This window comes from Candidatus Amarolinea dominans, from assembly GCA_016719785.1.
Taxonomy (GTDB): Bacteria; Chloroflexota; Anaerolineae; order SSC4; family Amarolineaceae; genus Amarolinea; species Amarolinea dominans.
Map to the genome: position 1 here is coordinate 1 of JADJYJ010000005.1, position 21422 is coordinate 21422.

The window sequence follows — 21422 nt, forward strand, 5'->3', positions numbered from 1 at the left end:
ATCTCCAGGCTGTTGATCTGCCCGTTGGCGTCCAGACCGATGCCGAATGAGAGCGCGGGCGAGATGTCCTGCAAGCCCAGGCCGAGCAGCTCGGTGGCGCGCCAGGGCAGCATGGTGACGACTCCTTCCGGCAGGTAGAGCGTGGCTCCGCGGCCGCGTGCCTCCTCGTCTGCGGGATCATCCGGCTGCACCAGGGCGGCCGCGTCGGCCACGTGAACCCAAATGCGGCCGTCCGCGTCCAGGCTGATGGCGTCATCGGGCGAGGTGGTGCGCGCATCGTCAATGGCAAAGGCGGGCAGGTGCGTCAGATCGCGGCGCGCTTCGTCCGGCAGGGAGGGCAGCGGCAGGTCAGGCGAGGCGTTAGGCAGGGTCAGGCGCTGCGGATAGGGGTTGACGGTGACCGGCCAGAAGCCCGTTTCCAGGAGCAGGGCATGGGCGCTTTCCGGCGTCTCCTCACGCTCCAGATCGCGCAGGACGCGGCTGCGGGGCTGGCGTCCCAGGCCCACGGCTTCGACCTCTCTGGGAAGCGGGCATCGCCGGGCGCGGTCTGCTGCTGGCTTGCGCGCTGGGCGAATTCGGCCCAGGCCGCTTTTTCCAGCCGCCTCGGCGCGCGCGCCTGCTGCTTGTGCTCCACCTCGTCCAGGCGAGCGCGCGGTGATCTGCGCCCGTGCCGCGGAAAAGAGACCGTCGCTGACGAAACGCCAGGCCGCCCAGGCGGTGGCGGGCGTGAGCACGCCGTAGATAAGATCGGCCAGTTCGGGCAGGTGGTTTCGCTGCCGGCCAGCGGTTCCCGGGCCGGCTGCGTCGCCCGCTGCGGGGTCGGTTCGCCCAGGCTCTGCACCGGGCGGGGTGCAGCAGGACGATGTCTTTGGGGCGACATACGCGGACTCGCCGCCCGGCAGGTCCAGGTCGAGCTTGTCGCCCAGTACGCGACCCGCGCCGGGCGGTTCTTGTAGAGCACCAGGCTGCCGCTGCGGACGGCGTGTTCGATGAGAGTCAAAGCCTTGCCTTTACGCGGGGAGTCGCTCGTGTGGTAATCCTGACCGGCGATGGCGTGCAGGACGGCGCAGGTCAGGCGGGCGTCGTCCAGGAGCGGTGACTGTTGGGAAGGGGATGCCGCACTGACGGCCGGCGTTTTCCAGGCTGTGCCAGCGGTAGGAGCGGTAGGTCGCGTTCCAGTCGCCCGCAGAACTGGGCGTAGAGTTTCATGATGCACAGGCTCTGGCGCTCGTGACGCTGCCAGGGCAGGCCGTAGCGGCATGGGTTTGGCGCATCATGCGCAGGTCGAAATCGGCGTTGTAGATGGCTCAGGCGGCGCCCTTCGATCAGTTCGGCAATCTGCGGCCACTGAGTTCGGGCCAGGTGAACGGCGGCCCACCTCGGCGTCGCTGATGCCGTGGATGCGCACGACATCGGCCGGGATGGCCGCTGCGCCGCACCAGCGAGGTCAGCAGCACGCTGCCGTCGGCTTCGAGCAGGCAAACTTCGACGATTTCAGCGCCGGCGCCGAGGCCGGTGGTTTCGGTGTCCAGGTAGAGCGGCCGGCTGGTCAGCGCGGCCAGGGCCAGGCTGGTTGCCTGCGCACGCGCGGAAGGGGTGACGATGTCGGTCATGCGGCCTCCGAATCCAGTGGTCGCTGCTGCAGGCGCTGGCGGTAGTGGGCCAGGTTGGCCTGGGTGACGACGGTGAGGTTGGCGGGGACGTCGTCCGGGGCAAACCAGCCGATGGCGGCGCATTTGCCCGGTTCCCGGATGGTCGGCTCGCCGGAAACCAGCCGGCAGATGAAGGTCGGCGAGACCCAGTGCTGACCTTCCGCGGGCAGGAGATGATCCACCACGTCGAGCAGGTCGCCCACTTCAATCTCGACGCCGTACTCCTCGGTCATCTCGCGGCGCAGGGCATCGGCCAGGCGCTCGCCGAACTCCACGCTGCCGCCGGGGGAATTCCCACAGGCCGCGCTCGTTCGCTGGCCGCGGGTCCGCGCAGGGCCAGGAACAGGCGGCCGGTGTCATCGAGAATGACCGCGCCCACGCCCACGCCGATGTAATCCACCCCACGTCGCATGGTGTTTTGGTTCATGGGTTGCACTCCTTTGCCAGACATCTTACTATGTCACCCTCCCGTAGCGCCATTTTACCATATGCATACAGTTGTCGGTAATCGTGTAACTGCTCACCCTGCAGGCCGATTTGGACAGGATGAACAGGATGTACAGGATTCTTGCTCTGTGGTGTGCAAAACTATCGGTACGGAGTTCAGATATCCTGTCAATCCTGTGAATCCTGGTAACTGCTCACCCTGCAGGCCGATTTGGACAGGATGAACAGGATGTACAGGATTCTTGCTCTGTGGTGTGCAAAACTATCGGTACGAGAGTTCCAGAATATCCTGTCAATCCTGTGAATCTGGTAACTGCTCACCCTGCAGGCCGATTTGGACAGGATGAACAGGATGTACAGGATTCTTGCTCTGTGGTGTGCAAAACTATCGGCACGAGAGTTCGAATATCCTGTCAATCCTGTCAATCCTGTCTGAGTTCCAGGCAGACCCAGCAGTTACGTAATCTTTCAATATGCGCCTGGATGTGATTACAGAGCGAGAAGACAGGTTATTGTAGTTACAAATGTTGTACAACATCGTTTTTTAGTCAGCAAAATTGACGGTTGGCGCGGGCGTGGTAGAATGACAGTGGCGGCTCACGAATCGCCTGGATTCGTTGAAACACGCGCCTGCGTTACCGCCACCCGTCGAGGATGTTGAGGAGGTTTCTCATGTCATCGCATCATCCGCTATTCCGTTCGTTGACCATCGTTGTCCTGATCGTCCTTGTGCTCAGTCCGCTGCAACCGGTGGCCGGCGCCGTAGCGCCCCCCACTGGAAACAGGATGACGGGAGGGGATGGCCTCTTTGGCGATGTCAACGGGGACGGAATCATCAATATCGTTGACGTGCAACTCATTACCAGTCATTGGGGTCAAACACCAGCCGATCCGGGTTGGAATCCCGCTTACGACCTGGATCAGAATGGCGTGATAGACGTTGGCGACCTGGTGCTGGTGGGAGGTGTGTGGAATCAATACGCTGCCGGCACCCCGGTGCCCGACTACGACGCCCACGCCCACCTACACGGCGACGCCGACTCATACTCCGACGCTCGCGAATACCCCGACCAATACGCCCACGCTCACGAATACCCCGACCAACACCCCCACGAACACGCCGACATTGACGCCGACGCCCACCAACACCCCGACGAACACGCCGACGCTCACGAATACCCCGACCAACACCCCCACGAACACGCCGACATTGACGCCGACGCCGACCAACACCCCCACGAACACGCCGACATTGACGCCGACGCCCACGAATACCCCCACATTGACAGCGACCCCGACAGCGACCCCGACGGCAACAGCGACTTGGACGGCGACACCAGCCAGCACGGCGACGCCGACCGCAACGCCCCTCAACAGTCCGACCCCTGATCCGCTCACCTCGCCAACACCGACCACCGGCCCACAGTGGCCCGTGATCAACGTGCCCGCCACACTCACGGCGAACACGACCTGGATCAGCGGTACGGTTTACCTGGTGAGCGGCCAGGCCAGCGTGAATGCGGGCGTAACCCTGACGATCCAGCCGGGTACTGTCGTCAAGTTCCAAAACAGCGGCTCGACCAAGGTCGCCTGACGACATGGTGTGCTCTGGCCGTCGGCACGGGCGACCAACCCATCGTCTTCACCTCGGTTCACGACGACTCCTGGGGCGGCGACACTAACCACAACGGCGGCGGCACGTGGCCCAACCCGGGCGACTGGGACGGCCTGTTCTTTACGGGTACAGCCGGCGGCAGCGTGCTCGACTACGGCCAGGTGCTCTACGGCGGCACCTACAGCAATGCAAACGTCAAGGTCACCGGCGCAGCCATCACGCTGGCACACAGCGTGATCCGCGGCAGCAGCTACGACGGCCTGCAGTGGGCCAACGGCGCCAGCGGGCAGATCACCGCCAACGAGATCGCCAATAATCTCGCCAACGGCATTCGTCTCACCGCGGCGAGCAGCCCGACGATTGCAAGCAACACTCTGCGCGACAACCGCAGCTACGCCGTGTATCTGGAGGGCAACTCATTCCCGCCCCTGGGCGGCAACACGGCCTTCAGCAACGCTTTCAACGCCATCGGTGTCTACTACGGCACGCTCGGGAGCGGGACCTGGTTTGCCAACCCGACCCTACCGTACGTCTTCACCACCAATCTTACACTAGAATCGGCCTCGACCCTGACCATCCAGCCGGGCACGGTGGTCAAGTTCCTGGCGGGCACGACCTTCATCATGCGCGGCACCCTGGTCGCCCAGGGCACCGAGGCGAACCCGATCACTTTCACGAGCATCAAAGATGACACGGTCGGCGGCGATACGCAGCAGGATGGGGGTGCGACCAAGCCGAATCCCGGCGACTGGGGCACGATCTATTTTGCCGATACGACCAACGACGCTGGCACGCTCCTCGACTATGTCGTCGTGCGCTACGCTGGGGCCAGCTACAACTATGGCGGCGGCACGGCCACCGCTGGCCTGACCCTCGATAGCGCCTCCCGAACCTGGATCATCTCGTTGTCGAGTGGAGCAGCAGCTATGGCCTGCAGCTCGCGAACGTCTCCTCGCCGCTCTTCCGCCGCAGCACCGTGCGCGACAACGCCAGCCACGGCCTCTGGCTGAGCGCTTCCTCGGCGCCCACCATTTCGTCGAACACCTTCCTGCGTAACGGCGGCTATGCCGTCTACCTGGGCGGCACGTCGCAGGCAGTTTTCCAGGGCAACAGCGCCGAAGGCAACGACGTCAACGGCATCGGCCTGGCAGGAACCATCAGCGCCAATACGACCTGGGAGACCGACCTGCCCTATGTCCTGGCAGATACGACGACCCTAGCGATCAACACCACGCTCACGTTGCAGCCCGGCGTCATCATCAAGATCGCGGATGGCAAACGCTTCGATGTCAGCGGCAAGCTCCTGGCCGAGGGCACAGCCGGCCAGCCGATCATCGTCACCTCACTGAAGGACGATCATATCGGCGGCGACACCAACGGCGATGGCAACGTCACCTGGCCCGTGGCCGGCGCATGGGAGTCGGTCAAGTTCACCCAGACCAGCGGGCAGTCCCGCCTGGCGCACTGGCTCGTGCGCTACGGTGGCAGCAACAGCACGACCGGCGCGCTCATTTTCGACAGCGCCGCACCCACTGCCTCCTATCTCACGGTCATGGGATCGTTGTATCGCGGCATCTACTGCAACAATAGCAGTCCGTATCTGACCGGCTTGCGCCTGAGCGCCAATGCGGTCGGTTTCTACGGCACTACGTCGTGCTACGGCATCGTGGCGGACAGCGCGCTCTACGGTAACACGCAGTACGCGATTCAAAACGCCAACACCACCTACAGTTTCGTCGCTACCGGCAACTGGTGGGGATCGACAACCGGGCCGACCCATCCCACCAACCCGGACGGCGCCGGCGATCCGGTGAGCAACTACGTAGACTTCAGCGGCTTCCTGACCACATCCCCCCTCCCGCTACCTGATCCGCTGCCGCCGGCTGGCACGCCCACCACTTGGACGGCGGTCAGCGGGCTGATCAGCGCGGACACCGTCTGGAGCCTGGCGAGCAGCCCGTACCTGGTCACCGATAGCGTCACGGTCAACGCCGGCCGGCGCCTGACGATCCAGGCGGGTGTGGTGATTAAGTTCTACGCCAGCAAGAGCCTGACCGTCAACGGAATTCTGGTCGCCGTCGGCACCGCGGGCCAGCGCATCACCTTCACCTCGATCAAGGACGACTCCATCGGCGGCGACGCCAACGGCGATGGCAGTGCGACGCGCCCCGCGCCCGGCGACTGGGGCGGTCTTGTCTTCAATGACAGCAGCGTGGACGCTTTGACCAAGCTGCAGTTCGCAACCGTCCGTTTTGGCGGCGGGTACGCCGTGCTGACCGATGCGGCCTCGCCGACGCTCAGCGACAACCAGGTCAGCGACAACAGCGGCTACGGCATTCTTTTGCGCAACTTCAGCGCGCCGCCGGTCAGTCGCAACTGGGTGCTCGACAACCGTGGCGGCGGGATCAAGCTGGAGGCGACCTCCAGCCCGGCCCTGGTGGATAACCAGCTCTGGGGCAACGGCGGGTACGCTGTCTACATGGACGCCACCTGCTATCCCAGCCTCAGCGGTAACGCTGCATACTATAACGTGCGCAATGCCGTGCGCGTGGCCGGGACGGTGGCGTTCAACCAGACCTGGAACGCCAACCTGGACTACGTCGTCGAGGGCAACCTGGTGATCAATGCGGGCACGGCGCTCACACTCGATCCGGGCACGGTGGTCAAGTTCAACGACACCGGCAGCGGCATTACCGTCAATGGTGCGTTGGTGGCGGATGGCACGTTGAGCCAGCGGATCGTGTTCACCTCGCTGCGCGATGACGACTATGGGCATGATGTGATGAACAAGCGGCCGACTATGCGTGGCAAGTCAGCCGATCAGCCAAAACCGCCTGTCGCCGCCGCTTACTTCGAGCCGACCGTTGAAGAAAACTTCCCCGATGCGGCGCCCGAGGACGCCTACTGGCCGGCGCCGGGGGATTGGGGGCGCCTCAGTTACAGCGACACCAGCGATGATAGCGTCAACGTTCTGAATTACGTCGTGGTGCGCTATGGCGGCGCGACCAACAGCCATGCCATTTCCATAGATAGCGCCGCCCCGCACCTCAGCAACAGCGAGGTTGGCTTCAACACCGGTCACGGCGTGTATGTGACCAATCAGTCGAACCCCTTGATCGAGAATAACACCTTTGCACTCAACACCTCGAGTGGCATTTATCTCACCAGCTCGTCCGCGCCGACGATCCGCAACAACGTCTTCACGCGCAACGGCGCCTATGCAGTCGAGATGACCGCCGACGCCAAGCCGCGTTTCAGCGGCAATCTCGCCAGCGACAATGCGACCAACGGCGTCAAGGTGACCGGCACGGTCGCCGGCGCCACGACCTGGGATGCCAACCTGGTTTACGTGGCCGGCGACGTGACCATCCCCAGCGATGCTGGCCTGACCCTCAGCCCCGGCGCCATCATCAAGTTCATGGCCGCGACCAACTGGACAGTCAACGGCCCGCTAGTAGCCGAGGGCACCGCGGCCGCGCCTATTGTCCTGACCTCGCTCAAGGATGACTCCTATGGCGGTGACACCAATAACGATGGCGGAGCAGCATCACCGCAGGCCGGCGATTGGGGCGGCATCACGGTCAACGCTACGGCCAGCGCCAGTCGCTTTCGCCATTCGGTGATTCGATACGGCGGCGACCCGACGGTTAGGGTGGTCAACAGTGCATTGGCCGTCACCGATTCAGTGCTGGACTACAATAAGCACGCACTTTGGTACGAAAACTCCACCGGCGCGATTACAGCAACGATATTCTTGAGCAACACGGAGTATGCGATCTATGAGACGGCTTCGGGGCTAACGATTCAAGGAGACGAGTTTCGTTGGAATAGGCGAGGCGTTTACCTTCAGAATGCCAGCAGTTCTCACAGACCAATTGCCGAGAACGTCTTTGGCGACAACACCGAATATGCTCTGCGAACGGATGTGGGCAGCCTGCAATTCATGAGCGGAACAAATTCATTTGTCAGCAACGGTACCAATGCGGTATGGGTAGAAGACGGATGGATCTCACAGGATAGTACCCTCTATTCAGGCGCTACATACCGGCTGGACTCGTTAAGTATTGGTTCAGGGGTCACCTTGACGATACAGGCCAATGTGGTTGTTAAGTTTGCCTCATCTGGCTCCAACCTGACGGTCTATGGCAAACTGATGACTACCGGAACTCATACGAATCCTGTCTACATCACCTCGCTCAAGGACGACAGCGTGGGTGGGGACACCAACAACGATGGTTCAGCCAGCAGCCCGGCCAAAGGCGACTGGGCCAATCTCCAGATCATCGGCAACGGTCAACTGAGCCTCGACCATGCCAGCGTGCGGTACGGCGGCACACCATTCACCTATTGCGGCAACGCCATGATCTGTAGCTACGCCTCGTCAACCACCGAGGCGGTCGCCCTCACCATCAATCACAGCACCATCGAGGAGAGCGCCTACGACGGCATCTTCCTGAGCGACGGTAATGCCGACCAGCGCAGCACCCTTGTCGGTTGCCAACTCCATCATCCGCAATAACGCAGGTAACGGCATCTCTGTGTACCTCGCACGACGACCACAGTGACCGGCAATACCTTCACCAACAACGCCGGCTATGCCGCTTGGGTGTATGCCGACAGCGTCAGCGCCTTTCTGGCAACACTGGCTCGGGCAATGGCACTAACGGCATCGCACTCGTCGGCTCGGCTGGGTCAGAACACTACGCTGGGAGTCAATGCCAACTTCCCGTACATCATTTCTTCCTACTTGAGCGTAGACAACGGCATGACCTTCACTATCCCTGCTGGTGTGGTCATCAAGTCGGAGCCCAATACCGTCTTGTACATCTACGGCACTTTGCTGGTGCAAGGCACCGCTGACAATCCGGTGTACATCACCTCGCTCAAGGACGACAGCGTGGGTGGGGACACCAACAACGATGGTTCAGCCAGCAGCCCGGCCAAAGGCGACTGGGCCAATCTCCAGATCATCGGCAACGGTCAACTGAGCCTCGACCATGCCAGCGTGCGGTACGGCGGCAATCCATCCACCTATTGCGGCAACGCCATGATCTGTAGCTACGCCTCGTCAACCACCGAGGCGGTCGCCCTCACCATCAATCACAGCACCATCGAGGAGAGCGCCTACGACGGCATAAGCCTGTACGACGGTAATGCCGACCAGCGCAGCACCCTGTCGGTTGCCAACTCCATCATCCGCAATAACGCAGGTAACGGCATCTCTGTGTACCCTCGCACGACGACCACAGTGACCGGCAATACCTTCACCAACAACGCCGGCTATGCCGCTTGGGTGTATGCCGACAGCGTCAGCGCCTTTTCTGGCAACACTGGCTCGGGCAATGGCACTAACGGCATCGCACTCGTCGGCTCGGCCGGTCAGAACACTACGCTGGGAGTCAATGCCAACTTCCCGTACATCATTTCTTCCTACTTGAGCGTAGACAACGGCATGACCTTCACTATCCCTGCTGGTGTGGTCATCAAGTCGGAGCCCAATACCGTCTTGTACCTCTACGGCACTTTGCTGGTGCAAGGCACCGCTGACAATCCGGTGTACATCACCTCGCTCAAGGACGACAGCGTGGGTGGGGACACCAACAACGATGGTTCAGCCAGCAGCCCGGCCAAAGGCGACTGGGCCAATCTCCAGATCATCGGCAACGGTCAACTGAGCCTCGACCATGCCAGCGTGCGGTACGGCGGCACACCATTCACCTATTGCGGCAACGCCATGATCTGTAGCTACGCCTCGTCAACCACCGAGGCGGTCGCCCTCACCATCAATCACAGCACCATCGAGGAGAGCGCCTACGACGGCATCTTCCTGAGCGACGGTAATGCCGACCAGCGCAGCACCCTGTCGGTTGCCAACTCCATCATCCGCAATAACGCAGGTAACGGCATCTCTGTGTACCCTCGCACGACGACCACAGTGACCGGCAATACCTTCACCAACAACGCCGGCTATGCCGCTTGGGTGTATGCCGACAGCGTCAGCGCCTTTTCTGGCAACACTGGCTCGGGCAATGGCACTAACGGCATCGCACCTCGTCGGCTCGGCCGGTCAGAACACTACGCTGGGAGTCAATGCCAACTTCCCGTACATCATTTCTTCCTACTTGAGCGTAGACAACGGCATGACCTTCACTATCCCTGCTGGTGTGGTCATCAAGCCGGAGCCCAATACCGTCTTGTACATCTACGGCACTTTGCTGGTGCAAGGCACCGCTGACAATCCGGTGTACATCACCTCGCTCAAGGACGACAGCGTGGGTGGGGACACCAACAACGATGGTTCAGCCAGCAGCCCGGCCAAAGGCGACTGGGCCAATCTCCAGATCATCGGCAACGGTCAACTGAGCCTCGACCATGCCAGCGTGCGGTACGGCGGCAATCCATCCACCTATTGCGGCAACGCCATGATCTGTAGCTACGCCTCGTCAACCACCGAGGCGGTCGCCCTCACCATCAATCACAGCACCATCGAGGAGAGCGCCTACGACGGCATAAGCCTGTACGACGGTAATGCCGACCAGCGCAGCACCCTGTCGGTTGCCAACTCCATCATCCGCAATAACGCAGGTAACGGGGTGTACCTCAGTGGCTATCTGGCCGGATCGCCCAGCATCCACAACAGCAACATCTATGGGAACGGTGGTTACGGCGTGTACAACGGCGGCTATTCAATCGTCCTCGCCGAAAACAACTGGTGGGGCTCCGATTCCGGCCCAGACCCGTACGGCTCCGGCAACGGCATCAACTATCTCACCTACACCTGCGGTACCCCACCGATCACCTGCTACGACTTTGGTGCCTACGTGGACGTCGTGCCGTGGCTCACCAGCCCACCATCACCGCCGACCATGGCAGACGAAGACGGCGATGGGCTGCCCGACGATTGGGAAATCAACGGCTATGACGCGAACGGAGACGGCGTCATCGACGTCGACCTGCCGGCGATGGGCGCCAATGCACACCACAAGGATCTCTTCGTGGAGATGGACTACATGACACGCGCCTCGGCGGCTTATGGTCTCGCGCCAGGCTCAGGGGTGATCTCGGTCTTGCAGATCGCCTTTAATCAAGCGCCGGTATCTAATCCCGACGGGACTACGGGCGTCCATCTTCATGCTGTGCTTGATAACGAAGTGCCGTACGACGCCCACCTAGGTGTGGACGCTGTGGGCTGCAACAGCTACGACTGGTCTGAGTTTCAAGCCGTGAAGGATTCCAACTTCAACCCTGATCAGGCCTGATCTTCCATTATATGATTTGGGCTGACTACCTGTCACCATGCCTGGGCAGCGTCAGCGGGATATCTCGGAATGTAAGTGACCCTTATTTCGCAAACGGCGCCACGGACTTCATTGTTTCATTAGGCGGTTGGAGTGGAGGGGGCGGAACCGATTACGAAAAGATCGGCACGTTCATGCACGAGCTGGGCCACAACTTGGGTCTAAAGCATGGCGGTGAAGATCACATCAACTACAAGCCCAATTTCCTGAGCATCATGAGCTACACCTTCCAGACGAGCGGACTGATCAGGGACGGCGGCTACGGGACCTTCGACTACTCCAGGTGGACCCTACCTCAACTAGACGAGAACTCACTCAATGAGACGCAAGGCCTCAATGGAGGCAGCGCAATTGCGACTTACGGGACGGTTTGGTATTGCAGAGAACTGGTCGGATTCAGCCTCCATGAGACTGCCAACGCGAACGGCCCGATTGACTGGAACTGCGATGATGATTCGACCGATACCGGGTTATCTGCCGATATCAACCAGGACGATCAGAAACGCCTGCTGACCACACAGGATGACTGGAGCATCATCAGTTTTTCGGGAAATGGAGTTATTGGCAACACAAGCTTCCGATCCATGAGTATCGCCGATCGAGAGAAACTCATACCAACGATCACCACCTACACAGATGAGCTAACATGGGAACGCGATCGTAAGCTTCGCACCCCGCGAGACTGAGCCTGGAGATGTTTCCAATCGCTAATGTCCTGCCTGAACCGCTGCCGCAGATAATATCGGTACCTTTGTGGGGCTGCAAAGTATCGTCGAGGCTGTCTTGCACGACATTGTGGCGACCGCAGGCTAAGCGAGACCAACGCACTGGTCGCACGACATGCACAGGGGTTCCCACGGTTCATGGACATCGGGAACCCCTGTGCTAAGTATTCTGGTTCTATCCCCAACCCACTGCTGACGGGCAGAATTGCTCAACAAAACGTCGGCCAGGCTGATTTGCTACACCAGGCGAGCAGAATTGTTTTCAACCGCGCTGCCGATCGGCCAGTTCCAGCAGGCACGCCTTGCGTTCCCACACATCCTGCGAAGCATGGGCCGGCCCGGTGTCGTGCAGAGGCCGGGAGAACTGCGACGAAACCCCTCCTTATCCGGTCGTTTGCCCGCCGATTTGACCACGTGCTATAATACGGCTGCATGAGAGCGAGTGCAGAAAGGGGGAATTCTCCATGACGACCGCCGGCCGCTCTGTAACCATGGCGCAAGGGCAGCATCTAACTCAATGAGCAACCCAGAGCAAGACCGCCTCCTATTCCAACGCATTCGCCGCGGCGACAAAGCCGCGTGCGCGGAATGTGTCGAGATCCACTCGCCGGCGATCTACCGCCTGGCCCTGCGCCTGATGCAGGATGAGACGGAGGCCGAAGATGGTGGTGGGAAACCTTTCTGAACGCGCTCAAGGCCTTTGGCAGTTTCGAGGGGCGTTCGGAGTTGGGCACCTGGCTCTATCGCATCGCCTACAACGCGGCGTTGGGCCGCCTGCGCCGCCGCAAAGTGGACACGGTGCCGGTGAATGAGGCCGCGGCCGACCGCGAAGGCGCGCTGGTGCCACAGCAGTTGTTTGATTGGTGCTGCCTGCCCGATCAGGATTTCAAGACCGGCGAGACGCGGGCGGAGATGCAGGCGGCGATTGCTGAGCTGCCGGAGAAGCTGCGCCCGGTCTTTGTGCTGCGCGAGCTGGAAGGCCTCTCCACGCAGGAGACGGCTGACGCGCTGGAGTTGTCGGTAGAAAACGTCAAGACCCGCCTGCACCGCGCGCGCTTGTGGCTGCGCGAGCGTCTGTCGGGCTATTTTACCGAGCTTGTCTACGTGCCGATCAAAGGTTGAAGTCAAGATGACGGCTGTGACCTGCCAGGATGTGCTGGCCAGCCTATCCGATTATCTCGACGGCGAAACCCTGCTCGAACAGCGTGTCGCGATCGAGCAACACCTGGCCGCCTGCGCCGATTGCTTTGCCGTGGCCGACACCCTGCGTAAGACCGTGCTCCTCTATCACGAGCTGCCCGCACCCGCATTGAGCCGCGCGGCCCGTGAGCGCCTCTACCGCGCGCTTGACCTGGTGGACGTATGATCATGGCCAACCTTTCTCAACCGACCTGGATTTTGCCCCTGGCCTCGGATCGAGCGACTCTGTTGCTGGTTGGGGGCAAGGCCGCCAACCTGGCGCGCCTGGCGCGGGCAGGCTTGCCTGTACCGGACGGTTTTCTGATCACCACGCCGGCCTACCAGGCATTTCTTACGGCCAATGATTTGACTGAGCGCATCATGGACGCCTTGTCGGAGGGGATGCCCGATTCTCCCGACCAGGCCGAGAAGGCTTCGGCGACCTGCCTTCTGGGGTACAATTCGAGTGAAAGCAGCAGAGGGAATGGAAGAAGTGGCGCAGAGCAAAGGTAGTTAAGAGCAAAACAGAGAGGGGGATACCATGAACAGAACAACCGCAGGATACGCTCGTCTGACTGTGAGCGTGCCGCTTGAGTTGAAGCAACGTGTCCAGTTGATCTGTACTCGGCGTCGCCTGTCCATGGACGAGTATCTGACGAAGGCGTTGGAAGATCGCCTGGCGAACGATCTGACCCTGTCAGATGACGACGGCAGTTGGTTGACTCTGACGGCGCGCGCCGATCCGGTATTGGCAGAACTTTGGGGCAACGAGAAAGATGCCGCCTATGATCGCCTGTGAACAAGGCGATATCGGGAGCATTTCATCCGTGCGATCCGTGTGATCCGTGTACCATTCCATCCATCAGTGTATCGTACCAGTAACGACGGTCTGCGCCAGCGGCAGTCCCCAACATCCACCCATCGAGAGAGCGCATCACGTGATGCGCTCTCTCTTTCTCGGACCCTGGCAGGGCCTGCAGGCGCAGCGCCCGGCCATCGGATCGGTTTGCGGCGACCTGCCTTCTGGGGTACAATTCGGGTGAAAACAGCGGAGGGAGTTGAAAAAGTGGTACAAATGATGAAAACCTTCACCGCCTACGTTGAATTCGACCCAGACACCAATCTGTATGTGGGAATCGTCCCGGGCATCCGCGGCGCACATTCACAGGGCGCTACCTGGGATGAGCTTCAACGCAATCTGAGAGAGGTGCTGGAACTCTGCCTGGAGGAGGCCCAGCCTCTCGATATTCTGCCGCGCTTTGTCGGTCTTCAGCAAATCGAGGTAGCAGCATGAGCCGTCTACCTCTCGTGGATGCCAGAACTGAATCATTTTGCGATCCGGATCCCTCGCGCAGTAACGCACTTTGACACTTCTCCGCGTCTCCTGTATACTCAAGTTATCTCAAGATCAGTGAGGAGACGCTGATGGCTGAGCTACTGAGCATCCAAGAAGTTGCGCAAATCACCGGGCTGCACGAAATCACCATTCGTCGCTATGTCCATGCGGGCGAACTCGAGGCTGTGCGGGTTGGCCGGCGGATTCGCATACGGCGGGAGGCGCTCGACAGGCTGCTGAAACCGATGCAATCTGATGTCGCGCCGCAAGCTACGTCAGAGGAAGCGACGTATCTCAAGGAAGGCGCTGTGGTTTACGAGGCCGCCGGTCTCGGCCAAACACCTGCATCGGTCCAAGCAATCATCGGCGGCGTGGCTCTGCGGCTGGTCCAGTTGCCGATGGAAGATGTCCGGCTGGTGGCGCAAATGGTGGCTCGGTTGCAACAGCAGCGACAGGCCGCCGCATCGCATCGCCTGTCGCCGGCCGAGATCGTAACCGAAGCCCGACGCCGGGCCGCCCTGTTGAGCGACGTGCCGCGAGCCGAGATCGCCGCCCGGTTCGAGGCGCTGGCAGAGGAGATTCGTGAGCAGGCCATCGCGCAGGGCACGGCCATCGAGGGAGATTGGCTCGGTGACTGAGCCACTCCGCGCGGTCTTCGACACGAACGTATTCGTGTCTGCCCTGCTCAGCCGGAACCCGACCAGTCCCACGCAGGAGTTGATGCGCCGCTGGCGCGCAGAGGAATTTGTCCTACTCGTCAGCCAGGCGTTACTCATCGAACTGGTCGAGAAACTACAAGAGCGCGGTATCGGCCAAGATCAGATCCAGGAGCTACTGGCGACGATCAACCGTCTGACGGAATGGGTAAAAGTGTCGCCGGAAGCGGTTGTTCCTGTAATAACCGCTGATCCCGATGACGACCAGATTCTCGCGTGTGCTGTAGTGGGCCGGGCGCACTATCTGGTTACGTATGATCCTCATTCCGATCTGCTGGAAGGAATCTACCGAGGCATCAAGGTCACCAAGGCGCTGCCTTTCCTGTGGAAAGTGCGGGGCGATCAGCCGCCGGAGCCATGATTTGCTCGCTCTGACGGCGCGCGCCGATCCGGTATTGGCAGAACTTTGGAGCAACGAGAAAGATGCCGCCTATGAGAGTCTGGGTCATGAAGCACAGACCTGCGAGTCATCTCTGTGGCTGGAAACGAAAGGACGTGCCATTATGAGTGCAGTGGAGATGCTTCAGTCGGTGCAGTATGTGGTGTATCCCGACGGTCGGCCGGCCGCGGTTCAGATGAGTATGGATACCTGGAATACCTTGCTCGCCTGGTTGGAAGACGTCGAAGATCGGGCGCTGGTAAAGGCTGTGCTGCCCAAGTTGCGTCAAGGCCCGCAGCAGAGCGGCGCGCTGCGCTGGGAAGACGTCAAGGGTGACTGGAATGCCACACAGACCGGGTGAGCCGCCTGCGCATCTGGTTGGATGATACCCGCCTGGTGGCGCAAATAGCGACCCGACTGCAGTAGAGCGCATCACGCGATGCGCTCTTTCTTTCTCCAACCCTGCCACAACAGCGCCCGGCCATCGCATCGGTTTGCGGCGACCTGCCTTCTGGGGTACAATTCGGGTGAAAACAGCGGAAGGAGTCGAGACAAAAACATGACAACTCAAACGATCAGCTTGAAGCACCAGCTTCTGGCGTTGCTAGAATCATTTCCTGAAGATACACTGCGTGAAGTGGTCACGTTTGTCGAGTTCCTGAACTCAGGCGCCAGACACAGACTCACGTGCAGACGCCGTATGTTCCGATTACCCTGGGTGGGCTATGGCAAGGTATTACGCTGCAAGATGAAGATGTGGCTGCCGTACGACGCAAATGTGGCAAAATTTCGGAGAACGGCCTATGAGCCAATTTGTGACAGATACGCATGCCTTGCATTGGCATGTGACCAATGATGCGAGACTCTCTCAAAGAGCGCATCGAGTTTTCCAGGAAACAGACCAGGGACTGCACCAAATACTGATTCCAAGCATCATTCTTGTGGAGCTTGTATATCTGGCCGAAAAGATCGCCTGCCCTATGCGCTTGTGAATCAGGTCTTCAGTCTACTTGAGACGATAGGTGGTAGCTATGCAATAGCGGCACTCGACGAGAAAATTGCGGCGACGTTGCGTAAGGTTGATCGCAGTCTTGTACCCGACATGCCAGATCGCATTATCACCGCCACGGCTCTTCAATTCAATCTACCGCTCATTTCTCGTGATGCTAGAATTCGGCAGGCAGGGATCGTCTCTACCATCTGGTAGCTCATAGACGCTACCAAAGAATTGGAAACGATCGCTGTGGTTTACGAGGCCGCCGGTCTCGGCCAAACACCTGCATCGGTCCAGGCGATCATCGGCGGCGTGGCTGTGCGGCTGGGTCAGTTGCCGCTGGAAGATATCCGCCTGGTGGCGCAAATGGTGGCTCGGTTGCAACAGCAGCGACAAGCTGCCGCATCGCATCGCCTGTCGCCGGCCGAGATCGTAGCCGAAGCCCGATGCCGGGTCGTCCTGTCGAGCGACGTGCCGCGAGCGGAGATCGCCGCCCGGTTCGAGATGCTAGCAGAGGAGACCCACGAGCAAGCAAGCGACTTCACTCATAGCTTGCGCGTCGTTCCGCGACGATCATCTCGCTGGCTGGCAGACCGCCGGCTTTGATCGGCGTGCGGCGAACACGAGTCTTGCGTTGTGCGGATGGCGTCGGTAGGGTGACGATGCCCGTCGAAGCGAGGGCGTCCAGGACATGCTGCTTGGCATGGGGATAAGTGATTTCTGCTTTCCTGATCGCAGCAAGCTGGCGAAGCCCCAGTTCGATGATCTCAGGCAAGCGATCCTGGAGCGGCATGATCTGTCGGGCCAACTCATTGGGCAACTGCAGCGGTATCGTGACCATCTTTCACCTCTTGACGGAGTATAGCAAGAGGCATGGAGACCGTCAAATCGGGTGAAAGCAGCCCAACTTTGACAATTCCCTACGGCTGTGCTAACATGCCCGCAGTCTTGACCACAACAGGCAAGATGATGAACAAGATCGCACGTTCGCTCGATTTGGATCAACGCCCCGCCCACGCCGCTGCTCAGCGCACCGCGGCGGCCTTCGTGCGTCTGCCCAACCCACGCTCGTTCGACTGGCGTGGGTTTTATTTTGCTTATTTTTATGGCGCCTACCAGCGCCAGATTGACGGTGCCCACGCATCAGGGTGATGACAAGGACGTTCAAACCCAACCGACCAGGAAGGCCGAGAAGCGTGGCGCACAAGCCCACGCTTCTTTTTTGCCCAACAGGCAACGGCCTCAGGGAGATGAGTCTGTGACAATCGTCTGCCGAGGCGTCCGCGGCGCGACAACCGTGGACAGCAATACCCGTGAAGAAGTCCTGCGCCGCACGCGCGAAATGCTGGCGCTGATGATCCGGCTCAATGGCATCCACCCCGATGAGGTGGCCGCGGCGCTGTTCACTACCACCGCGGATGTCAACAGCGAGTTCCCGGCTTTTGCCGCCCGCCAGTTGGGCTGGCTGAACGCCGCGCTGATGTGCGGACATGAGATGGCGGTGCCCGGCGCGCTGGGCATGTGCATCCGCGTGCTGGTCTTTTGGAACACGGACCGCGCCGCGGCCGATCTGCACCATGTCTATGTGCGCGGCGCACGCCACCTGCGCCCGGACAAAGCTGCCCTGCCGCCGGTGAACTGGGACAGCCTCAATGACTGGATCGAGCGCCAGATGCAGAGCTGGCGCGAACGACGCCAGGCGCAGAACCAGGCCCTGCTGCCGCCCGCCGCGCCCGCGCCGGTCGCAACCGCCATGATTTATGTCAACTCAGAGGATTCAGCGCCCATGAAAATAGCAGACAACCAAGCATTGAACCCCGCTCAGGCCCCGGCCACCGCGGCCGAGCCAGGCGCCGGTCACGCGACGGCGAGCGCCTTCCGCGTGGCATTTCAGGGCGAGCATGGTGCGTATTCGGAGCAAGCCGGCCGCCAGCATTTCACCGAGCCGGTGCTGACCCTGCCCTGCCACACCTTCGAGGAGATCTTTGGACTGGTGGAAAAGGGCGGCGCGGACTTTGGTGTGGCGCCGGTGGAAAACTCGGTGGCCGGCTCGATCAACAAGACCTACGATCTGCTGCTGGAGCGGGACTTGACCGTGGTGGGCGAGATTCTGCTGCGCGTGCGCCACAACCTGCTGGCCCTGCCCGGCACCGGCATGGCCGACATTCAGCAGGTGCGCTCGCACCCGCAGGCGCTGGCGCAGTGCGAGCGTTACCTGAACCAACACGGCTGGCGCGCGATCCCCTGGTATGACACGGCCGGCAGCGCCAAAGAACTGGCGCAGCATCCAGAGCCGGGCGTGGCGGTGATTGCCAGCGCGTTAGCCGGCCGCACCTACGGGTTGACCGTCCTGGAAGAGGGCATCGAGGACCTGCTCTGGAACTTCACGCGCTTCTTCGTGGTGGCGCAGCGGGGCGCGGCCATGCCGGCTCGCATCGCTGGCGATGAGCCGCACAAGACCTCGCTGGTCTTTGCGACACCGCACACGCCGGGCGCGCTGCACGGCTGCCTGGGTGAATTTGCCAGCCGCGGCATCAACCTGGCCAAGCTGGAAAGCCGGCCGCGGCGCAATCGCCCCTGGCACTACGTCTTCTACCTCGATTTCGAAGGCGACTGGCGCCAGCCCGCCTGCCAGGAAGCGCTCGTCGCCCTCCTGGCCCGCGCCGCGTTCGTCAAACTGCTCGGCAGCTACCCGGCCGCGCGTATGCCCGAAATGGGCGAAGCCAGCCAGGACGCGCTGTTGCAGATCTGAAAGTACAAAGTGCAAAGTGCAAAGTACAAAGTAGCAGAGGGTCGCGTGCGATGCGGCGTAGGCGCATCGAAAATCGAAGAACGGTTAGTGTCACCCGGTTTTCGCAAAATCGAAAATCGAAAGGAGTATTTATGATCGTAGTCATGAAGCCAGGGGCAACGGCGGGGGAGATTGGGGCGGTGATCGCCAGGGTGCAGGAGTTGGGCCTGACGCCGCATCCGATATATGGCGAGGAGCACACGGTGGTGGCGGTCGTGGGTAACGAGCGCAAAATTGACAAGGAAATTTTCGAGGTGATGCCCGGCGTCGAAAAGACGATGGTGGTCATGCACCCCTTCAAGCTCGCCAGCCGCACTTCGAAGCCGGAAGATACCGTGATCGCGCTCAATGGCGTCAAGATCGGCGGCAAGCGGCTGGTCATCATGGCCGGGCCGTGTTCGGTTGAAAGCCGCAGCCAGGTGCTGGAAACGGCCTGGGCGGTCAAGGAGGCCGGCGCGACTATTCTACGCGGCGGCGCGTTCAAGCCGCGCAGCTCGCCCTACAGCTTCCAGGGCTTGGGCCTCAAGGGTCTGGAATACCTGGCGGAGGCGCGGGAGGCGACCGGGCTGTACATCGTGACCGAGGTGATGACGCCCGAAGCGGTGCCGATGGTGGCCGAATACGCAGATATTTTGCAGATCGGCGCGCGCAACATGCAAAACTACGGCCTGCTGCACGCGGTGGGCAGAATCCAACGCCCGGTGCTGCTCAAGCGCGGGCTGATGTCCACCATCGAGGAGCTGCTGATGTCGGCCGAGTACATCCTGAGCAACGGCAACTACCGCGTGATGCTGTGCGAACGCGGCATCCGCACCTTCGAGACCTACACGCGCAACACCTTCGATCTGAACGCGGTGCCCGTCATCAAGCAGCTCAGCCATCTGCCGGTCATCGCCGATCCCAGTCACGCCACCGGCAAGTCGGAGTTGGTGATCCCGATGGCGCGGGCGGCCATTGCGGCCGGCGCGGATGGTCTCATCCTGGAAGTCCATCCCACCCCGGAAACAGCCCTGTCGGACGGCGCACAGAGTCTGAGGCCGGAGAAATTCGCCGAGTTGATGCAGCAGCTCAAACGCATCGCCGCGGCCATGGACCGCGATCTGTAAATGAGGGAGGAAAATCATCAGGGGCAGCGATTTCAATCGCTGAGACCGGCCGCGGGTTTTGGGCCGCGAAATCCGCACGGTGATTAGCGCGTGGAGCGCATGGGCTACAAGGTCCACCTGAGTCAGGGCGAGGCGCGCACGGTGATCGGCGTGGTGGGCGAAAAACCGATCGTGGACCGTGAGCAGTTCGATATGATGGAAGGCGTGGAAAAGACCGTGCGCATCTTACAGCCGTTCAAGCTGGCCGGCCGCGAGTTTCATGCGGCCGATACGGTGATTGACGTCAGCGGCGTCAAGATTGGCGGCAATCAGATCATCCTCATGGCCGGGCCGTGTTCGGTGGAAAGCCGCACGCAACTGCTGGAAACGGCCTGGGCGGTCAAAGAGGCGGGCGCGCATATTCTGCGCGGCGGCGCGTTCAAGCCGCGCAGTTCGCCCTACAGCTTCCAGGGCATGGGCGAGGAGGGGTTGCAAATCCTGGCCGAGGCGCGTGAGCAGACCGGCCTGCCTATCGTCACCGAGGTCATGGCGCCGGAGCAGGTGGCGCTGGTGGCTGAATACAGCGACATCTTGCAGATCGGCGCGCAACATGCAGAACTACGCGCTGCTGCACGCGGTGGGACGCAGCAATCGCCCGGTCTTTCTGAAGCGCGGCATGATGTCCACCATCGAAGAATGGCTGATGTCGGCCGAGTATGTGCTGAGCAACGGCAACTACCAGGTCATGCTGTGCGAACGCGGCATCCGCACCTTCGAACGCTACACGCGCAACACCCTGGACATCAACGCCATCCCGGTGCTCAAGCAGCTCAGCCATCTGCCGGTGATTGGCGACCCCAGCCACGGCACGGGCAAATGGGACCTGGTGGCGGCCACAGCTAAAGCCTGCGTCGCGGCCGGCGCGGACGGCCTGATGATCGAGGTGCATCCAAACCCGGCCGAGGCCCTGTCGGACGGCGCGCAGAGCTTGAAACCGGAGAAGTTCGCCCAATTGGTCAGGGAATTGAAAGCCGTGGCCGCGGCCGTGGGCCGCGCCCTGTAGCCGCTGAGCGACAGGCGATCAAAATCGCGCCTGATGGACGCGAGGCTGGTCGGCGCAGGCCGACCTGGCGGCGGAACGCCCCTTCGCCCCGAATTCATTCGGCCGGCCCCTTCGCCCCGAATTCATTCGGCGGCGCTGATTT

25 protein-coding genes and 1 pseudogene are annotated in these 21422 nt (G+C 61.2%); 21 read left to right on the top strand and 5 right to left on the bottom strand.

Annotated features, from left to right (window positions below; genetic code table 11):
- From IPM84_08290 to IPM84_08305, 4 genes are all read right to left on the bottom strand, one after another.
- Window positions 1-734, bottom strand: a 734-nt coding sequence (locus IPM84_08290) for an RNB domain-containing ribonuclease (protein ID MBK9092763.1), incomplete at its 3' end; no start/stop codon positions are given.
- Between the two features lie 591 nt (window positions 735-1325).
- The gene (locus IPM84_08295) at window positions 1326-1613 is read right to left on the bottom strand and encodes a hypothetical protein (GenBank protein ID MBK9092764.1); all 288 of its coding nucleotides are present in this window, start codon (window positions 1611-1613) and stop codon (window positions 1326-1328) included.
- Complete coding sequence (locus IPM84_08300; GenBank protein MBK9092765.1) at window positions 1610-1927, bottom strand: NUDIX domain-containing protein; 318 nt, start codon at window positions 1925-1927, stop codon at window positions 1610-1612. The genes IPM84_08295 and IPM84_08300 overlap by 4 nt, the downstream gene beginning before the upstream one ends.
- On the bottom strand, window positions 1882-2079 hold the full coding sequence (locus IPM84_08305; protein ID MBK9092766.1) for a hypothetical protein: 198 nt from the start codon (window positions 2077-2079) through the stop codon (window positions 1882-1884). Before IPM84_08305 ends, IPM84_08300 begins: the two co-directional genes overlap by 46 nt.
- A 692-nt stretch (window positions 2080-2771) precedes the next feature.
- On the opposite strand from IPM84_08305, the gene IPM84_08310 reads away from it, so the two are divergent.
- The 17 genes from IPM84_08310 (at window position 2772) to IPM84_08390 (ending at window position 16947) form a co-directional block, all read left to right on the top strand.
- The gene (locus IPM84_08310) at window positions 2772-3488 is read left to right on the top strand and encodes a hypothetical protein (protein ID MBK9092767.1); all 717 of its coding nucleotides are present in this window, start codon (window positions 2772-2774) and stop codon (window positions 3486-3488) included.
- Between the two features lie 36 nt (window positions 3489-3524).
- Window positions 3525-4724 (top strand): right-handed parallel beta-helix repeat-containing protein, encoded by a 1200-nt coding sequence (locus IPM84_08315; protein ID MBK9092768.1) that lies wholly within the window; start codon window positions 3525-3527, stop codon window positions 4722-4724.
- Window positions 4691-8233: a right-handed parallel beta-helix repeat-containing protein gene (locus tag IPM84_08320; protein MBK9092769.1), complete on the top strand. Its 3543-nt coding sequence runs from the start codon at window positions 4691-4693 to the stop codon at window positions 8231-8233. Before IPM84_08315 ends, IPM84_08320 begins: the two co-directional genes overlap by 34 nt.
- A 42-nt stretch (window positions 8234-8275) precedes the next feature.
- Complete coding sequence (locus IPM84_08325; GenBank protein ID MBK9092770.1) at window positions 8276-9949, top strand: right-handed parallel beta-helix repeat-containing protein; 1674 nt, start codon at window positions 8276-8278, stop codon at window positions 9947-9949.
- Window positions 9855-10973 (top strand): right-handed parallel beta-helix repeat-containing protein, encoded by a 1119-nt coding sequence (locus IPM84_08330; protein MBK9092771.1) that lies wholly within the window; start codon window positions 9855-9857, stop codon window positions 10971-10973. Before IPM84_08325 ends, IPM84_08330 begins: the two co-directional genes overlap by 95 nt.
- Before the next feature lie 11 nt (window positions 10974-10984).
- The gene (locus IPM84_08335; GenBank protein ID MBK9092772.1) at window positions 10985-11698 is read left to right on the top strand and encodes a hypothetical protein; all 714 of its coding nucleotides are present in this window, start codon (window positions 10985-10987) and stop codon (window positions 11696-11698) included.
- 556 nt (window positions 11699-12254) lie between these two features.
- On the top strand, window positions 12255-12422 hold the full coding sequence (locus tag IPM84_08340; GenBank protein ID MBK9092773.1) for a hypothetical protein: 168 nt from the start codon (window positions 12255-12257) through the stop codon (window positions 12420-12422).
- Window positions 12419-12859, top strand: coding sequence for a sigma-70 family RNA polymerase sigma factor (locus IPM84_08345; protein ID MBK9092774.1), 441 nt, complete (start codon window positions 12419-12421; stop codon window positions 12857-12859). The genes IPM84_08340 and IPM84_08345 overlap by 4 nt, the downstream gene beginning before the upstream one ends.
- Before the next feature lie 7 nt (window positions 12860-12866).
- Complete coding sequence (locus IPM84_08350) at window positions 12867-13103, top strand: zf-HC2 domain-containing protein (protein MBK9092775.1); 237 nt, start codon at window positions 12867-12869, stop codon at window positions 13101-13103.
- A gap of 2 nt (window positions 13104-13105) precedes the next feature.
- Window positions 13106-13429: a hypothetical protein gene (locus IPM84_08355; GenBank protein ID MBK9092776.1), complete on the top strand. Its 324-nt coding sequence runs from the start codon at window positions 13106-13108 to the stop codon at window positions 13427-13429.
- A 28-nt stretch (window positions 13430-13457) separates the two neighbouring features.
- Window positions 13458-13715, top strand: coding sequence for a hypothetical protein (locus IPM84_08360; protein MBK9092777.1), 258 nt, complete (start codon window positions 13458-13460; stop codon window positions 13713-13715).
- 279 nt (window positions 13716-13994) lie between these two features.
- Window positions 13995-14210 carry a type II toxin-antitoxin system HicB family antitoxin gene (locus tag IPM84_08365; protein MBK9092778.1) on the top strand — a complete coding sequence of 72 codons (216 nt, stop codon included), beginning with the start codon at window positions 13995-13997 and terminating at the stop codon, window positions 14208-14210.
- 131 nt (window positions 14211-14341) lie between these two features.
- Window positions 14342-14890: a helix-turn-helix domain-containing protein gene (locus tag IPM84_08370; GenBank protein MBK9092779.1), complete on the top strand. Its 549-nt coding sequence runs from the start codon at window positions 14342-14344 to the stop codon at window positions 14888-14890.
- Window positions 14883-15329, top strand: coding sequence for a putative toxin-antitoxin system toxin component, PIN family (locus IPM84_08375; protein MBK9092780.1), 447 nt, complete (start codon window positions 14883-14885; stop codon window positions 15327-15329). The genes IPM84_08370 and IPM84_08375 overlap by 8 nt, the downstream gene beginning before the upstream one ends.
- Window position 15330: 1 nt before the next feature.
- Window positions 15331-15708 carry a hypothetical protein gene (locus tag IPM84_08380; protein ID MBK9092781.1) on the top strand — a complete coding sequence of 126 codons (378 nt, stop codon included), beginning with the start codon at window positions 15331-15333 and terminating at the stop codon, window positions 15706-15708.
- Window positions 15709-16150: 442 nt separating this feature from the next.
- Window positions 16151-16339, top strand: coding sequence for a hypothetical protein (locus tag IPM84_08385; GenBank protein MBK9092782.1), 189 nt, complete (start codon window positions 16151-16153; stop codon window positions 16337-16339).
- 236 nt (window positions 16340-16575) lie between these two features.
- Entirely contained in the window at window positions 16576-16947 is a 372-nt protein-coding gene (locus IPM84_08390; GenBank protein MBK9092783.1) for a hypothetical protein, read from the top strand.
- Here IPM84_08390 and IPM84_08395 read toward each other — a convergent pair.
- On the bottom strand, window positions 16883-17182 hold the full coding sequence (locus IPM84_08395; protein ID MBK9092784.1) for a hypothetical protein: 300 nt from the start codon (window positions 17180-17182) through the stop codon (window positions 16883-16885). The two genes, IPM84_08390 and IPM84_08395, sit on opposite strands and share 65 nt — an antisense overlap.
- 32 nt (window positions 17183-17214) lie before the next feature.
- On the opposite strand from IPM84_08395, the gene IPM84_08400 reads away from it, so the two are divergent.
- From IPM84_08400 to aroF (IPM84_08415), 4 genes and pseudogenes are all read left to right on the top strand, one after another.
- Window positions 17215-17493, top strand: a complete 279-nt coding sequence (locus tag IPM84_08400; GenBank protein ID MBK9092785.1) for a hypothetical protein — start codon at window positions 17215-17217, stop codon at window positions 17491-17493.
- A gap of 106 nt (window positions 17494-17599) precedes the next feature.
- Window positions 17600-19093: a prephenate dehydratase gene (gene pheA, locus IPM84_08405; protein ID MBK9092786.1), complete on the top strand. Its 1494-nt coding sequence runs from the start codon at window positions 17600-17602 to the stop codon at window positions 19091-19093.
- A 131-nt stretch (window positions 19094-19224) separates the two neighbouring features.
- Complete coding sequence (gene aroF, locus IPM84_08410; protein ID MBK9092787.1) at window positions 19225-20238, top strand: 3-deoxy-7-phosphoheptulonate synthase; 1014 nt, start codon at window positions 19225-19227, stop codon at window positions 20236-20238.
- Window positions 20239-20337: 99 nt separating this feature from the next.
- Window positions 20338-21280, top strand: a pseudogene (gene aroF, locus IPM84_08415) (3-deoxy-7-phosphoheptulonate synthase).
- Window positions 21281-21422: the final 142 nt, after the last annotated feature.

Coding starts and splice junctions, on each gene's coding strand:
- IPM84_08350 (MBK9092775.1), top strand. CDS start 12,867: ATGACGGCTGTGACCTGCCAGGATGTGCTGGCCAGCCTATCCGATTAT.
- IPM84_08305 (MBK9092766.1), bottom strand. CDS start 2,079: ATGAACCAAAACACCATGCGACGTGGGGTGGATTACATCGGCGTGGGC.
- IPM84_08295 (MBK9092764.1), bottom strand. CDS start 1,613: ATGACCGACATCGTCACCCCTTCCGCGCGTGCGCAGGCAACCAGCCTG.
- IPM84_08355 (MBK9092776.1), top strand. CDS start 13,106: ATGGCCAACCTTTCTCAACCGACCTGGATTTTGCCCCTGGCCTCGGAT.
- IPM84_08360 (MBK9092777.1), top strand. CDS start 13,458: ATGAACAGAACAACCGCAGGATACGCTCGTCTGACTGTGAGCGTGCCG.
- IPM84_08330 (MBK9092771.1), top strand. CDS start 9,855: ATGACCTTCACTATCCCTGCTGGTGTGGTCATCAAGCCGGAGCCCAAT.
- IPM84_08385 (MBK9092782.1), top strand. CDS start 16,151: ATGAGCCAATTTGTGACAGATACGCATGCCTTGCATTGGCATGTGACC.
- IPM84_08340 (MBK9092773.1), top strand. CDS start 12,255: ATGAGCAACCCAGAGCAAGACCGCCTCCTATTCCAACGCATTCGCCGC.
- IPM84_08365 (MBK9092778.1), top strand. CDS start 13,995: ATGAAAACCTTCACCGCCTACGTTGAATTCGACCCAGACACCAATCTG.
- IPM84_08400 (MBK9092785.1), top strand. CDS start 17,215: ATGGAGACCGTCAAATCGGGTGAAAGCAGCCCAACTTTGACAATTCCC.
- IPM84_08310 (MBK9092767.1), top strand. CDS start 2,772: ATGTCATCGCATCATCCGCTATTCCGTTCGTTGACCATCGTTGTCCTG.
- aroF (MBK9092787.1), top strand. CDS start 19,225: ATGATCGTAGTCATGAAGCCAGGGGCAACGGCGGGGGAGATTGGGGCG.
- IPM84_08370 (MBK9092779.1), top strand. CDS start 14,342: ATGGCTGAGCTACTGAGCATCCAAGAAGTTGCGCAAATCACCGGGCTG.
- IPM84_08395 (MBK9092784.1), bottom strand. CDS start 17,182: ATGGTCACGATACCGCTGCAGTTGCCCAATGAGTTGGCCCGACAGATC.
- IPM84_08335 (MBK9092772.1), top strand. CDS start 10,985: ATGATTTGGGCTGACTACCTGTCACCATGCCTGGGCAGCGTCAGCGGG.